This is a genomic window from Peribacillus sp. TH14 (assembly GCF_016651145.1).
In the GTDB taxonomy this organism is placed as follows: Bacteria; Bacillota; Bacilli; order Bacillales; family DSM-1321; genus Peribacillus; species Peribacillus butanolivorans.
In genome coordinates this window covers 4,395,729-4,411,678 of the sequence record NZ_JAEKEK010000001.1, presented here as the reverse complement: position 1 = coordinate 4,411,678, position 15,950 = coordinate 4,395,729, and the positions used below count along the sequence as shown (strand labels likewise).

Genomic DNA, 15,950 nt, shown 5'->3' with positions numbered 1-15,950 from the left:
CATTGTGAAACAACAGAATAGGTGCTCTTTTTATGTATGACAAAATTGTTAACCCCAAGAAGGATAAAGCTAATATTAATAACATTACGCTGTTAAATTCAAAACTGAGAACAATTTCTAAATCGCGTGATATATTTCCTTGATATAATAGGTCAAATAATATAGACGGTCCTGTTGAGGCTATTGTTGTTTCAATATCATGAGGTGGCCCTTGTTGCCCTAATTCTGCAGTAGCAGAGAAAATTAGAAATATAATTAAACTCTCAGCTTTCGCCCAAGGTCTTGGATTAAAACTAACCTTATTTTCTATTTTTTTCGAATCAAAATACTATTAATAAAGACATAAGCCAATAAAGGAATAATGAGCAGATGTTTAATTAAAAGTGCTTGTCCATAAGGAAGAATCCAAGAATTTGCATAGTCTTTATAATCGATCACTACAGTCATTATAAAAAGTCCTGATATAAAAGTTATAAAGAAACAAATTAATGCAACGGGCGTAAACCACCTTAATATGGGTACTCATTCAATTAAAATGTCATTATTGATATATATGCAGATTCTATGGGAATTCTTATCTTACGTTATTTATAGGATTGTCTGGATAAAAAATAGGAGCATTACAGATTAAGTCCCTTTACCCTAGGTAATATTGGTAGATTATCTTGAGTGAAGAATACAACGAATCAGAGAAGATATTTTGATAAAAGTAAAAACATTAGAGAATATCAAAATAAAAAAACTCATCTAGATTTGACGAGTTTTTCGTTATTGCTATTCATTACAGTTCATTAAACGCACCTCTTCTATATCAAAGCCACGCGAACTTAATATTGAAAAGAAATGCGAGAAAAGAAAACCCTATATTATTTTTGTTATCCTATATTATTCAATTAGTCTTCATTATATCTGCTACTTTTTATCAAACTGTAATTATATAATCTTCATCGACTTCTGGAGACCATTCCTCTATAGCCTCCTCCAGGACATCCCAATTGTAATACATAAGTATATTTTCATTGTCATGATTGAGTTCTTCATCCAATGAAATATTATATGCAAATCTAACAATATTTAATAGTCTATGAGGGAGATTTTCAAGTCTTTTTTCCTTTAAATAATCATATGCTGCAAATGACTTTGAAGTTCCTTTTTCATAATCCTCCGGCATTTCAGCTTCAAAAGTATGTTGGAACACAGCTTTTTTATTATTTCGAGCCTTACATAAACTTTCAATTTTATGATTGAGAGTTAAAACTCCCTTTAAAGCCTTCTTAGTTCGTTTCTCATTTTTTTTATTATACTCTGTAAGATCATAGTCATGAATACAAGTATACTTCACACCAAAATTATTAAGAACGTTCAGTACAACATACATTGTTCCTTTGCCAGCACAATTAACTACTGATGTCCTATTATAAATATCACTTTCTAATTCCCCGGCCTCTAAAAGTTTCTCTCCAATTAACTTTAAAGCAATTACCTCTGTATCTCCTTCTACTAATATGACATTTTCAGCGAAAAATATTTCATTAACATAAGGATTGAATTTTAATAATGCTTGAAACTTATCCTTCTCTTGAGATGGCAATCCAAAAATATCTGAATTTACCTGGTGTGCAAATACATTTTTCTCATTATCTAAAGATAGCTTAGCTAATGTTCTGTTTGAACGTGACAAATCAATGAAATTAGGAGAATGCGACGTTCCCAAGACTTGAAAAAACCCTTCATCTGCCAAAGAATATAGTGTGTCTTTAAATACTCTAGCAAGGTGAGGATGAAGATAAAGCTCTGGTTCTTCAATAGCTATAATTAGTGGTCTCCCGACTCCCTTTTCTTCAGATCTATATTTTTTACTATACATCTTAAACCCTTTAAGTATAGATAGTATAAATGTACGCTGAACACCACTCCCTTGATGATCTAACAAAGTTTCCAAGCCATTATAGTCAAAATTAGGCTTTAAAGAAGTACCAACAATTTCATCCAAAGGATTTATATCAACATTAAACTTTATTTTAGTTTCCGTCACTTCTTTTAAAAATCCTTGAACTTCTTTTTCGAAATATTTAATCTGATCATTATCATGTGCATTTATTTTATCTTGCAAAAGTTCAGTTTTTGCCTGTGCTTCCTTATACTCATCTAAATTTTTTATAACATCTTTATAAAGGGTAGACAGAGTTTTCATGTATGGAGATGTATCCTTAATATCGTCACTTGCATTTTTCACCGCAGGAATATAAATAATCTCAGGAAATACATTTAAAAAATGCGTGCCACCTTTCCCTCCTCCCATTTTACCTTCCCAATGTTCTTGGTCCATATCATGATCCTCATTACCACTTAACTTAGATACTCTTTCAACGTCACTGTCAAACTTATAAATTGATCTAACAATAAATTTTCCTGTTGGCTCGTGCATTGATTTCTTAAGTCCGTGCATTTCTATTTCCTCTGGTGTTAAATTTTCAAATGTAGCATGAAAACTAATTGGTTCAGAGGTAATATGTCTGTGATAAAGATCCTTCTTCATTTTTTTTTCACTCGAAGAAAACTGTACTAATGCTTGAAGCACTGTACTTTTGCTACAATTATTCGGACCGATAATAAGTGAAATATTTTCGATGTTTAAGCTAAGCTCCTTTATTCCTTTATAATTTCTAATTGTTAGTTTTGTTAATTTCATAGTTCCTCCTCCTAAACTTTTCCTTTGTTACCAAAAAAACATCAATAAGTGCATAAAAATATAGAGACCCTGATTTTTAAAATAAGTCGAAACCTCCACTTGAATGATTTCGACATTTTCTATTTATTACCTTTTTTCTTTCGTTTTTTATTTTGGCTGTTTTTCTTAATGATTGTGCTATTAGAATAAATCTACTCATTCAAAGGAATTCCTATTAATTGTGGTAAAATTACAATATATTGATTAATAAAATCTTTAAAGGGGAAGTTTCTATGTCTCTTATTGCAATGATTATTATTATTGACTGTATTTTTGGAGGAATTCGTCTTTGGAAGAGAAAAAGGATACTGTGTGTATTATGTTTTCAAACACCTTTCTAATTGGTATTCATCTAATATTGGTTTAACTTGTCAAAAATAATCTCTGTTCATTTCTATTTGAAAAGCTTTATGGTCAGGTAAAACCAAAGTCGCTTGCCACTTTAGAATTCCTTTGTCACGGATCGTCATTTAAAAATCTCCATTCATTCTATAATTTATATTACAGAACAAACGCTCGTAATTATACATAAAAATTTTCACCTAACACCCACATTTAATTTTTCATTTCCATAATAAAAACACCGCGGGAAACGGTGTTTAACTCGGATCGTTAAGTTCGGGGTAAAAGCCTTTAGTAGTCAAATTTATTTTCTTCACATGAGGCTGATCCCTATGATGTCTTCTGGAGGTTTAACAGCAACAAAATCATTTAACTTGTCGCAATTTATTCAAAGCATTCGAAGCTTTGTTAAAGTAGGTATAATCTAATTCGAAACCAATAAAGTTCCGATTTTGGTTTATTGCAGCCTGTCCTGTTGATCCTGAACCCATAAAACAATCTAATACTGTTTCACCTTCATTAGTATGAGTTGCAATGATTTTTTCGAGAACAGAAACCGGCTTTTGACAAGGGTGAAATCTCACTTTCCCACTAACTATAGGTGCATCATAAATAGCCCTATCATAATAAGAATTAAACGTTCTTTTTGTCCCTTTAGTATAGGATATAAAAAATTCTCTTGAGTTTGACAAATAATTTACTTTTGCATTAATTGGGACCGGATTCGTTTTTTCCCAAATCCCTATTCTTTTTTGTTTCAACTTCTGCTTTTCCGCTACTATTGATATATCATTCATTTTAAAAATATCGTAAAAGATGACCATTGTTCCACCTGGAACTAGTACTCTTTTAAATTCTTGTACTAGGGAAAACCAGTTTAAACTATTCTCTTCTAAATCCCATTCACCAAATTCCATTGAAATAGAGCCATATTTTTTTTGGTCACCGCCACCACTTTTAAAATTCGTCTTTCTAGAAATAAAATATGGCGGATCCGTACAGATTAGATGAATAGAATTACTATCAATTTTTTTAATCTCATTAAAGACATCACCATTTATTAATTTCAATTCTCCTGCTGATTTGCTTACAGACATTTTATTTATCCCCAATCTTGATTTAATACTCTTAGTTGCCTAAGGTGTTTGTATTAAATTCAATTTTTCTCTTAAAAAACAAGGGGAGGCTCGACCTTTTTAAAAAAATAAATTATTTTCTCAAAAAACATTAATATTGTAGATGAACGCTGGCGCTGTTTTTAGACTTGATAACTTTTCTCTAAAAAAATTAAAACAAAAAAGCCACCAATAAATGGCGACTGATTCTAGAAACAATGTATCTTATATATGTATAAGATACTGATGGTAATTTATGTTGAAGTTTGTAGTGATATACTTGTCCATCACACTAACAAAATACCCAAACCTTTGATGTGTAAAAAAAGGATTGGTTGTTTTTTCTTCTACTACTACGAGATTTATCCATCCATACTATTTACAAATAATTCTTCGTAATATATTTTTCTATCGCATTACAATAAATTCCGGATCTTTTCATTCCTTTCATTATAATTAGTGCTTGATTAAGTATCGAAAGTTCCTCATTTTTTACTATTTCTTGTAATTTCATAAACGCTTCATCACTTAATCTGTCAATGCTAGGACAATAATAAACAATTTCGAGAAAGTCTTTTTTGTAGTGATCATCAAATACGATGTCTACTAGTGACTCGACCTCGACTTTTTGCCTGAAAGTAAAAATTCGAACTGTTGCACAATATAATCCGCTGTGGTAAGACCGTTCACCTTTATGTGGTTTTCCAATTAAACTATCAAGTTCAATATCATATGGAAGTCTAATGCAACTTAATTCCTTTGGTTGTAGTAGGACTTTTTCTTTGCTCATTTTTTTCACCTTCCGATAAGAAATATGTTCTGTCTAAAAGTTTCATCTACTTTTATCCTTTAGCCTTGCTTTAGTAAACCTTTCGGGTAAAAATTGGAATTTAATAGTAGATAATGAACATATTATGAAAACACATATCCATTCCAATGATCTAGAAGTGAATTATTAAGGGTAATTCTTTCGTGGTCTCACTTTCTTTCAAGATTTCATTTCAGAGTTTATAAAAAACCTTAGTTTCAGGCCATATTTCACTTCAACAAGACCGGCATAGTTGGGAATTTGTATAAATTCAAAATCTTTCGTTTCTGTTTTATATGTTTTTAGTATCCCAATTAGCATTAGCTTTTCTATAAACTCTCTACGTATTCTCCAAGTAAACCTGTTACTTTAAAAAATGTAACGCTTTGCTCTACTGTTCGGCTTTGAAGATTTACAATGCCTCATTCTTCAAATAAGTTTGGAAAATTCGACTCAAAATCAGTGGACAGGCCTTTATTCTTATTGCTTTTCTCTTTTATATCTAGCACATTTTTAAGATTACGCTCTTTCCTTTCCGTAATATTCTTAGAAAGTATAGATAATTCTCTCACTTCATTTTTATAATAATTTACATCATTCCTAGCGATCTTTAATTCTTCTTTAATCTCTTTTAGCTGGCTTTTTAATTTCGCAACTTCGTGTTTATGCTTATGGTAAGCCAAAGCGTCATTATAAAACCTCATAATAGTGTCTTCATACATCTTAAAAGAAGCTATCATCTGTTGCTTATTGTTCCAATGGGTTTCCACCACATTGGATATATTAGGAAACTGCACATATTCTTTTGTTCCCGATCCCCCTAAATCAAGTTGCAAGGAACTTTTTAGTTCCTTTATCTGCTTATCCATCCTTCTACGCCAAATATGGCGATGAACACCTGTTTTTTTCTCTAATTGCAGATAATTCAATTTATTGAGAGAGTTTTCTGCAACGAATTTTATTAACATATCTTCTAGTTCATCATTTGAAATACTCTGAGGACTACCTGGTCCACGATTGTTTTTTATATTTGAATTGTTACCCATTTAGCATCTCCTCTAAAACACTATCTACAATTGACTTTTGAATCATTATAACGGAAATATCCCTTGATAAGGTTTTAAGTTCCTCATCAGCTATACTAAACCATTGCAGATTACTAAAATCGTATTCTAATCCTTTTGAGGCTGCTCTCATTAAAGCTATTGATTCTCTAATTCTCTTTGCTAGGTAGTTAGAATGGTCTTGGTACCACTCATAACATAACGGATTTTCCAACTCTACTTTGGTTAATCTAAACCAGTCCGTACAGTGTCTACACTCACCTTCCTTAGGACATCCCATAACACGTATGTCTGGAAAGGTACAAATCCCGAAAGGATGCATTTTGAGATCTTCTTTCTTAGGATTTCTAATTCTGCTTTTTTGAATAATAAGATCATTCTCGTCCTTGTATTCTATTAATTTTGAGTCCAGCCTTTTAAACCTTCTTAAACGGGTCAAACTATAGACATAGCTGTCAGCAAACTCATCTAAATGTTTAAAATAATGCTCTTGGGCGTGAATAGTTCTGTGACCACCTAGTCTTGCAATCGTTAATTCATTTACGCCGGATAGCTTCAAATTCATAAAAGCATAATGTCTTGTATCCATCGGTTTTATTCTTTCAATCTCTGGATATGATCCCATTTTTTTTATAATCACGTTATCATAAAAATGGTTGATTAATTTACTTAATCTAACAGGATACCACTCATCAGCAAAATTCTTTTTCATACGCAAACCCGCAATGTAAGCTTTTGTGGAGAGCAGTTGTTCAGCCTCCCCAAAAACATCGGTAAAGTCTATATATTCCTGAATAAGTTTGTATACAGATTCATTCAGCGGTACTACGTCTTCAATATCCAGATCACGTTTATTTTTAGCCTTTTGTTTAGTTCTAGGAAGTTGTATAAAGAAATTACCCCCTTTATCAATTAAACAATTTCGTTTGATACCTACAAATTCGCCTGTTCTAAGTGGTATAATACAAGTTAACCTCCACCAAATGATTATAGGGAAGTAAAGAAGCTTTTCCCTTTCATTCCAACTTGCCTGAAATTCATCTACCTTTTGACCAAATAATAATAAATCCTTGAAATTTACAAGCGTTCTTGTTTTTGGTTCTTTAGGTCTGAATATGTCAAGACTGTAAGCATAATCCTGCTTAAGCGGATGGTCAATGAAGTACATAAACGATTTAACAGCCCTTGACATATCATAAGGTTTATTTGAAGTTGCAATCTCATCCTCTAAGTTTGTAATTTCCTCTTCTTTAAACCCTTTGGATGCTAGGATTGCCTTTTTGATATAATTAACATTCCGCCTAACATTTCCTGAAGTAATTCTTGTTATTTCGAATGCTACAAACATTTTTAAAGCCTCTTTTAATTCCTTATATAAATCAATGTCAAACTCTATTTTAACTCTATTACTTTTTACTTTTTCTGATTTTAGGAACCATATGTCGCTTGAATATTCACAATTAACTATTACACCTTCATCTTTATTATCTTGAAACTTCTGATGTGCTTCTTTAATGCCTAATTGGTCAAATGTGTATTGTTCATTCACATAAATCTCCATTGTATTACTCTGAGTTAATACCTTTTTTGAAGCTAGAGACAAAGTTAGCCCTCCTCAATCAAGCGTTTTATGCTTTCTGCTCTTTCTTTAGCTGATGTAAGACGTGCACCTAGTTTTTTCAAATCGATGAACTCATTTACATACCCATTACCCAAATCTTTTGCAGCTTCAGCTAATCTATTCAATAAAGCATTTAGTATTGGTAAATCTCTCAATACATTACCAAGTGAATTCGCATTTAATAATGCTGTAATTTTCGCCTCTATTTCATCTTTTAAAGATTGTAACGCCCCGGCTCTAGGTATAGCTATAGGACAATGTGAACAACTTACCGACTCAACTCTATGACATTTTGGATATGATAAACAGTGATAGTTTTTATCCCTGGAAGGCATTTGGCCGAGGTACATTTTATCTAATATTTCATTGAGGTTTTCTTTAGGTTGTTTTATTATTTCAAATGCTAATGATGCATCATTTGTTTGTCTTTCTCGAATAAATTTTGCCAAACCTTCAACCTCTATTGGAGAATATCTGCTCTTAAATTGTTTAATTAGCTCAGTCTGATCCATTAAAGAAAGTTCTTGTCCCTGTTCATCCTTTGTTCCTTCAAGAATTAGATAGTACAAATAACCAAATTCTCCACGTTCAAATAGTTCTACAGCAATATCATCAATAGGAGCTTCTTCATTATATTGATTTATATAAGTTTGTGTTATTTCAGCATACAATTGGTTTGGACTTAGTTTATGGCTCCTCGCTTTAGTTGCTTTCTGATATGCTGTGTAAGCTTTCCCTCCCTTTTTATAAATACTGTAATATAGATGTTCAACAAATGACCTATTCATCTTTAATGAGGAAAAGTCTAGTAGTTCTGAATTTTTCCCGAAAAACAAATTGAAAGGCTTGTCATATGGTATATTAAATTTTGTTTTAAAATTTATTAACAATGTATCTTGTTCTATATCACTGTGTAGCTGTGATATTGCATATGCAGTTGCCAAGGAAACTACTAGAGATTGATTTGCATTCAAAGTTCTATTAAGTCTTGTTTTACTTATAATCTGTCTCACCATTTTAGTTTTATCTACCTGGGCTAATATTTTGGAAGCTTGTTCAAATGAAAGATTTTTATCCTTAAAGTATGCAAAAGTAGTTATACCCATCTCAGAAATATTGATTTTCGGTAATCTAATAACATCACCGTGCCGCCATGCGTTGGTTAAGTGAATCGTAATGTACAACCAAGTTATAGCGTAATCTCTATTACTAATAGCTTTTTCTATGTGTAGATTGTAATCTTTAACATACTTATAATAATTAAGAAATTTTTCGAATTCATATACTTCTTTTTCATCCCTTTTATTCAACTCCAGTTTATTAAGTGTGAACTTAAATTTATACTTAGTTTCTACTATACCTTTAAGATAATTTAAAAATTCCACCAATATCTTCTTATCGGAATAATTCAAATACTCCGTTTTAAAAACCCACTGTAATTCTTCATACGAGTAATCTTTTAACTCTTTAACAAAAAATGAAATGAAATTTTTAAGCCTAATAACATAGGTTCTTGCTCTTGAAGTTAAGTTTCTCTTATCCGACTTGCTACTTATAAGAATGTCTCGGCAATATATTGTATAAACATCTGCTGTTTGCTCAAAAAAATTGGAATTGAAATTTTTCCTACTCCCTCATTAAATATTTCTAAAGGTCCTTCTGCAGTAGAATGTTTATAATCGTTTTGTCTGGCTATATACCGGTACACACTTTTTTTGATGCAAAATTAACTTCAGTATGCTTGTAATTATATTTTCTAATATAGGTATCATCTAATGTTTTCGTGTTAATCAACTTTCTTACCGTATCTACTGATATTACGTACGGAAAAACCTCAACAATTTCTTGACTTGTTAAATAATCTTTTTCAATAATTAACCGTTCTTCACTTTCGAATTTTTGCTTAAATGACATAACATCGTTTATATGATTGGCTACAATTGTATTCCCTTCTGAAGTTAACCCGGTAAGCGTCTTTCCGAGAAGCCCCTTTTCTCTGAGAGTTGTTATAACCTTAGGGGTATTCGCTCCTAATAAATTTATTATTTCGTTAGTACTTAAAAATCCTTCTGGGATGGTCCTTTTTTTAATATAAATTTCCACGAAGGCTTTTGGTATTCGGGATAGTTTATCGAACCGAGTTGATAACCATCCCGGTGGTGGTTGCCTTTTTAATCCCTTTCTCCAAAAGTTCAAACTATAAGGATACTTTACCAAGAGGTCTTTAGGAGTATAGTAGTTCTTTTTTAGATAGCTTAATAATAATTGATACTGATCAAGGGAATGGCGAGAAATAAGGTACTGCTTTTTTTTCTCGGTTGATTTAGGACCTTCAAAGAGTTCTAATGGAAGTGAACCATCGCGTAATTGTCTATACATTGTGTGTTTCTTTATATCTAACATAGTAGAAGCTTCATCCAGATTTAGATATTCTCCTTTGCATCCTTCATAATCCTCTAACGACAATACATTACTCACTATGTGCGTCCCCCTCAAACATTTCATCTATATCATCATTCAACTGCTTAATCGATTTTTGAGTATGCATTAGATACGGAAGTACAGATTGTGGCGATTTATCCCTTCTGGCTCTCATAATCTCCACTAAGTGATTACATTCTTCTGCAATGTTGTTTGAGTATGTTCCTCTACCAATATGTGTGCTCCAATTCAATGATTTATAATTTAAAGCATATAATTTATCATCAGGATTATCTGAATTTATTAGTGTCTCTATGAATGCCTCTTTTACTTTTTTAAATTTATGATGATATGTTTGGTATTGCATCGCTGTTCCCCAAGCGTTAACAAAAAGACTATTTGATCCATCGATGGGCTCTGGGTACCTATCCAGATGACTTTTATAAAGTGACGAAAGTAGCTGTTTAACAGCATCAATTGGCTGAACCCCTGGTGATTTGACTCTATTCCCACTACCTTTTGCATGTTTCGCATCAGTTTTTAATTTAACTATCAGTCCATGCTCTCCGTATACTCCTAGCTTTTTTATTTCTGACCTCTTTATTGACATTACCTCTGATCCACGCAATCCCCCAAAAATGGAAAAGTAAATACCAAGTGCTATATCATCTGCGACCCTAATTGCAGTATATATAAAAGGAATAATATGATGATCTTCTAATCTTCGTGCTTTGTCATCCTCTAACTTCGGTGCCGGTAAAGATGCCATATGTTGTTTAAACAAAGATTTCAGACCCTCACCTTTGAAGTCATCTTTATTAAAATGATTCAACCCTCCATTACGACTTAAATATTCGTAAAAATGCTTAAGGGTTGAATCGTACGAATCAATAGTAGATCTAGAACATCCCTGTTTTCTTTTATACTCCAAGAAATGTACCCCGTGTTCTATTTTAAGATCGCTGAAAGATTTTAATCTATATTTCGAGCTACATTCTATAAAAACGTAGTTAAGAAAAGGTGTTAGTTGCTTTGCCCTAGCAAGCTGATTATTGACAGAAGTGAACCTCCATTTATCGTAAATAAATGAAGTAATAGGATGAGGGACCTCTCTATAGTTGTTTTTATTTACTAATACAATCTCAATATATTCATAAACTTGAACACCTTTTCTACCCATACTCTCTGAAATCTTTACATTTGTTACTCCAAATTTTATATTTAAACGTGATTGCTCAACGAACATTCCTTTCCTCACTTTCTTTCACCCCTCCGAACTATTTCAGAATAGGGTAACATATTTAAATAATTATGTACAACCTTAAAACCTTTTAACCAAATATAGGGTGTCTTATTTATGTTTTTTACAGTAATAGTACGTCTTTTACAGCAATAGTATGTCTTTATTTATATATTTAACTATAAATATTTATCATCAAGATTATATATATAGTACGGAATACTTTAGATTTTTTTATCAAAATAAAAAACCTTAAAATTATAAGGTTCATTAAAGATTTTATAATTATGTACAATAATAATTATGTACAATTTATTATAGATAATGTGTACACTTCGGGAGTAGAGACTTCAAGTTTGCTTGACAGCAAGCTCAATGGCTCTGCTTGTTGGAACACTGGTAAAACGAATGCCCCTCCACCACGGACAATCTTAATTTTATTCCCTGATTCATCGATATGAACATTTTTGCTACCTAAGTAGCTTCCAGTTACGATCAATGCTTCATCAGGACCAGCCGTACGGTATTTCGTAACAAAGACAGCAATAAGTGCAATAAGTAAAAAAGCAACAATAGCAACAACAACCCAAATTAAACTAAACATAAACTACCTCCGAACCTTTTATTAATTTTGATGAGGCATCACATAGACAACCCCATTTTTGACTTCAATGATTAAGACTTTAGTATCTGATGCAATTCCTTCATTTTTAAAACTGGCAGCGGTCTTCGCAATGCTGCCACTAATACTCTCAATTAAGACTTCGCCAAACCCGTCAACTGGGATGGATGTCAGCACCCTTCCAACCCTTCCTCTCAGGTCATTATCATGAAATGCTAAACTTTCCTCTGCTGATGAGATGGGAATCAAAACAAATACATTCAATAAGGTGACAGTGGACAATGATATAAGCAAGGAAATCGCCGCAATCACTCCACTATTAAGACCTGTGACCGATTCAAACAAAAAACCACTTGCAAAAAATACAGTTAAAAAACTAAAAATGAGAGTTGGATTAAATTGGTCCGGTAATTCTAATCCGGAAAATATATCATTAAACAAAATAAATAAAAAAGTTAGTACACCGGAAATAATTAATCCATATAAATAAATTGTTTCTAATGGAACCCCAAATAACTCCATCTCTTTCATCCTTTAAATTGGATTTTTTATGCCCCAATACCTAAACAGCTTGAAGTAAGCTTCTAACTGATTAGTTTATGTTTTGTTCTAACCTATATATGCAAAAAAGTATTGTTATATTCCCCCTTTAAATACTTTCCCTACCAAATTATACGAATTAAAGCTTTAAAGGTTTCATTTTTTTATCATTCTCTTTTAAATCCGGACACACCCTCTCAGTACCTTTTAATACTTGACCTTTTAAAAACAGCTTTATAAAAAGAAAAATTCAAAATATTATTGACAGCGTTTACTTATCATATTAAAATTCTTATATGTTAACTTAACTAACAGATGGGTTTACAATAGGAGGCAACATTATGAAGGAAAGTCATGAAAAATTAAGAATGATGATGGTTACAGCCTTATTTGCAGCACTAATAGGAATATTCGCCCAAATTACTATCCCACTGCCTTTGGTTCCGATTACAGGTCAGACTCTGGCCATTGGACTGGCGGCTACTATACTTGGTTCACGTTATGGAACCTCTTCAGTTTTATTGTACTTGTTTATTGGGGCTGCAGGTGTACCGGTATTTGCTGAAATGTCTGGAGGACTTGCAAAAATATTCGGTCCGACTGGCGGTTATTTATTATCCTATATACCAACAGTCTATATTACCGGTCTGATTTTAGAAAAGACCCGTTTTACAGTTGCAATAGCTTTCCTTGCAAATATCATCGGGATGATTATTACCTTAATCATAGGGACGGTATGGCTAAAATATATGGCTTCATTAACATGGACAGCAGCCATAGCTAGTGGATTTGCTCCATTTGTAATTGTCGGTACCCTAAAAGCCTTCCTTGCCTCATGGCTTGGCATTACGATTCGTTCAAGGTTAGCATCTGCTAAAATGCTACCTAAAAAAAATGCAACAATCTAATAATATTTCTATCCAGGTAATCAGAAAACAGGATACCACAAATGTGGTATCCTCTCTTACATTTTAAAAAAGAATTATCAACCCCTGAATTCTTGAAGTTCCTGTCTGTTATATCTCTATAAATACTATTTCAAGTAATTCGCAATTAATCCATCTTGATCAAGTTTTTTTGAAGTTAAAGGAAGGAAAAAAAAAGACTCTTTCTGAAAAAGAATCTTTTTTTACAAGTAATTATTGCGGTCCTATCCCCATAAGTCCGAATATGAATAGCAAATGTATGTTAACCCCTTTGCTAACCGTAATCATTTTACTATAGTAATAGTGTTTTGACAACTATTGAAGGAACATGAATTCGCTACGATATTGGGCAAAAAAATACTATTTCATATAGGATTATGTAGCTGATATTGAATTATTTATTATACACTTTATATTCTTTTTTCGTACCATCATCGTAATTCACTTCTAAGTCGAATTCTTCATAATCATCTTTCAAATTAAAAGCCTTTGTTACATCTTGAATGACCTCATCATCAGAAGAATCTTTGGTGAATGTCAGCTTTTCTAATATCGGCGTTAGCTCTTCCAACGCTTCTTCACTGTGGACTTCGTGTTTATTTAGTTGGTCATCAATAGAGGCTTCTGTTTGGACTCCCATCGCATCATATTCTGCTTCATATTCGTTGTCATTACCTGCATAGTCAACTTCTAATTGAAAATCCTTAAAAGTAAAAGGCAGCTTTTTATTATTATCCGTTCCTGTTTCAGAATTGGTTTCTGCTTTGTTTTCATTTTCCTCAACCGGTCGATTCTTAACTTCATCGTTATCTTCCCCGCACCCAGCCATAACAAGCATGGCTGCAAATGGGAGTGATAGTACTTTTATTGTTTTTCTCATAAGTCATTTCCTTCCTTAGTCTGTATAGCTTATTTATTTCCTAAAAGAATGCAATTAAAACCTCTTCCAAGTGTCATAAGGTAGAGCAGATTAAAGAATAAAGTCCTTCTAGGATTAAAGGGGAATGATATAAAACAATACAGCAAAGAAGTGCGCGACAGAGCCTGCAAGCACAAATAGATGCCAAATAGCATGATGATAAGGGAAACCGCGCCAAACATAAAAGACAGCCCCAAACGTATAAAGCAATCCCCCTGCAACCAATAGCTGGATACCTGTTGAAGGCATTGCTGCTGATAGTGGACCCCATGCAATAACAATCAACCACCCCATCGCGATATAAAGAATTGTAGAAAGGAAAAGAAACTTCTTCACAAAGAAAGCTTTGAATACAACGCCTATAACTGCCACTCCCCATACAATTCCAAGCAGTGTCCATCCTAGTGTCCCTTGGATTACAAGCAGCATGATAGGCGTGTACGTTCCTGCTATGAAGAGATAAATTGCTGAATGATCAAAGATTTCAAATAGGTCCTTCGTTTTCCCTGCTGGAAAGCTATGAACTAAAGTTGAAGAAACATATAAGAGTAGCATGGAAACCCCATAAATGACTGAAATCACTACATGCCAGGCCGACCCCTTCTGAACTGAGAAAATTATTAAAAACACAAGAGCGGCAATACTTAACAAGACACCTACTCCATGAGTAATTGCATTTACCACTTCTTCTTTTTTTGTATAAACATGTGTATTAGCCACGTTACAGCTCCTTAATCTTAGGAAAAAATTATTGTTTTGAAATTCTTCTCAATTATACATCAGTTCTTCAAAGCAATATAGGAAAGTAATTCAATCTTTGACTTATATATATGTAATTATCAAGAAAAAGATTTTCCACCATGTCGTTCCACCACCAATTATCGTCTAACTGTAGCCGGTATAGAAAAAAGGACCGGCTCCATTAAATGGTGAGCCGGTCCTTGAGAATTTTAGTTAAATGGCAAAATGGTGGCCGCCAATAATTTTGATTACCTCCAATTGTTTCATCCATTCGCTGTCCGATATACTTGGGTTCCAGAAATACAATGCATCATTTGTGTAGCCATGGATCGCTATAGCTTCATTTACAGCTCTCTTAGCATCAGCTCCTGCTGCTTTATTAATACTACCATCACCAACAGGGGAGAATTGATTTTTTTGATAAATCACTTCACGGATCGTATCGGGAAATTCATTGCTATCTAGGCGATTCAAAACAACTCCCGCAACCTCGACCTTTCCTCGGTATGGCTCTCCTTTTGCTTCAGCATGCACCAGCCTAGCTAATAGATCTTTATCATTTTCACTCATTACATGAGGAATAATCAATGTTTTACCTGGATCGGCAACATTATTTTCATTATGATTGACTTCTTTTAACGTACCAATTGGCACTCCGTATTGCTTCGCAATATCCCATATCGATTCACCTTGCTTAATGACATGTTTTTTTGCGCCATTAGAAGCTTTACTTATGGTTCCAAAAGGGAATGCTATTCCAAGTACGATGACGCTTAGAGTTATTATCACTGTTAATAATGCTGATAATTTCATCCTGTAACCTCCTTGTTAAGCATCTACCTAGGATAACAGACCCAATT

At 33.0% G+C, this 15,950-nt stretch carries 14 protein-coding genes and 1 pseudogene; 1 reads left to right on the top strand and 14 read right to left on the bottom strand.

All coding sequences use genetic code 11. The features are described from left to right. Window positions 1-306 precede the first annotated feature (306 nt). From JFU50_RS21525 to JFU50_RS21475, 11 genes and pseudogenes are all read right to left on the bottom strand, one after another. Window positions 307-516 (bottom strand): CopD family protein, encoded by a 210-nt coding sequence (locus JFU50_RS21525; protein WP_201225144.1) that lies wholly within the window; start codon window positions 514-516, stop codon window positions 307-309. Between the two features lie 406 nt (window positions 517-922). Continuing rightward, window positions 923-2,692: an ATP-dependent nuclease gene (locus tag JFU50_RS21520; protein WP_201224037.1), complete on the bottom strand. Its 1,770-nt coding sequence runs from the start codon at window positions 2,690-2,692 to the stop codon at window positions 923-925. A 746-nt stretch (window positions 2,693-3,438) separates the two neighbouring features. Next, window positions 3,439-4,170, bottom strand: a complete 732-nt coding sequence (locus tag JFU50_RS21515) for a DNA-methyltransferase (RefSeq protein WP_201224035.1) — start codon at window positions 4,168-4,170, stop codon at window positions 3,439-3,441. A 397-nt stretch (window positions 4,171-4,567) separates the two neighbouring features. After that, the gene (locus JFU50_RS21510; protein ID WP_201224033.1) at window positions 4,568-4,978 is read right to left on the bottom strand and encodes a hypothetical protein; all 411 of its coding nucleotides are present in this window, start codon (window positions 4,976-4,978) and stop codon (window positions 4,568-4,570) included. 440 nt (window positions 4,979-5,418) lie between these two features. Next, window positions 5,419-6,042, bottom strand: a complete 624-nt coding sequence (locus tag JFU50_RS21505; RefSeq protein WP_201224031.1) for a hypothetical protein — start codon at window positions 6,040-6,042, stop codon at window positions 5,419-5,421. Then, window positions 6,035-7,663 carry a tyrosine-type recombinase/integrase gene (locus JFU50_RS21500; protein WP_201224030.1) on the bottom strand — a complete coding sequence of 543 codons (1,629 nt, stop codon included), beginning with the start codon at window positions 7,661-7,663 and terminating at the stop codon, window positions 6,035-6,037. Before JFU50_RS21500 ends, JFU50_RS21505 begins: the two co-directional genes overlap by 8 nt. 2 nt (window positions 7,664-7,665) lie before the next feature. Next, window positions 7,666-9,069: a hypothetical protein gene (locus JFU50_RS21495; RefSeq protein ID WP_207198818.1), complete on the bottom strand. Its 1,404-nt coding sequence runs from the start codon at window positions 9,067-9,069 to the stop codon at window positions 7,666-7,668. A 304-nt stretch (window positions 9,070-9,373) separates the two neighbouring features. Continuing rightward, the gene (locus tag JFU50_RS21490) at window positions 9,374-10,159 is read right to left on the bottom strand and encodes a helix-turn-helix domain-containing protein (protein ID WP_201224028.1); all 786 of its coding nucleotides are present in this window, start codon (window positions 10,157-10,159) and stop codon (window positions 9,374-9,376) included. Continuing rightward, on the bottom strand, window positions 10,152-11,348 hold the full coding sequence (locus JFU50_RS21485; protein ID WP_201224027.1) for a hypothetical protein: 1,197 nt from the start codon (window positions 11,346-11,348) through the stop codon (window positions 10,152-10,154). The genes JFU50_RS21490 and JFU50_RS21485 overlap by 8 nt, the downstream gene beginning before the upstream one ends. A 319-nt stretch (window positions 11,349-11,667) precedes the next feature. After that, window positions 11,668-11,946, bottom strand: a pseudogene (locus tag JFU50_RS21480) (flotillin family protein); the annotation flags it as partial. A 21-nt stretch (window positions 11,947-11,967) separates the two neighbouring features. Next, a complete protein-coding gene (locus JFU50_RS21475) occupies window positions 11,968-12,486 on the bottom strand; it encodes an NfeD family protein (protein ID WP_053346546.1) in 519 nt (172 codons plus the stop codon). 359 nt (window positions 12,487-12,845) lie between these two features. Between JFU50_RS21475 and JFU50_RS21470 the strand changes: the two genes are divergently transcribed. Then, entirely contained in the window at window positions 12,846-13,412 is a 567-nt protein-coding gene (locus tag JFU50_RS21470; RefSeq protein WP_201224026.1) for a biotin transporter BioY, read from the top strand. Window positions 13,413-13,824: 412 nt separating this feature from the next. Here JFU50_RS21470 and JFU50_RS21465 read toward each other — a convergent pair whose 3' ends face one another. The 3 genes from JFU50_RS21465 to JFU50_RS21455 form a co-directional block, all read right to left on the bottom strand. After that, window positions 13,825-14,310, bottom strand: a complete 486-nt coding sequence (locus JFU50_RS21465; protein ID WP_201224025.1) for a YusW family protein — start codon at window positions 14,308-14,310, stop codon at window positions 13,825-13,827. 114 nt (window positions 14,311-14,424) lie between these two features. Further along, window positions 14,425-15,069, bottom strand: a complete 645-nt coding sequence (gene trhA, locus JFU50_RS21460; RefSeq protein WP_201224023.1) for a PAQR family membrane homeostasis protein TrhA — start codon at window positions 15,067-15,069, stop codon at window positions 14,425-14,427. Between the two features lie 234 nt (window positions 15,070-15,303). After that, window positions 15,304-15,903: a cell wall hydrolase gene (locus tag JFU50_RS21455; protein ID WP_201185341.1), complete on the bottom strand. Its 600-nt coding sequence runs from the start codon at window positions 15,901-15,903 to the stop codon at window positions 15,304-15,306. Window positions 15,904-15,950: the final 47 nt, after the last annotated feature.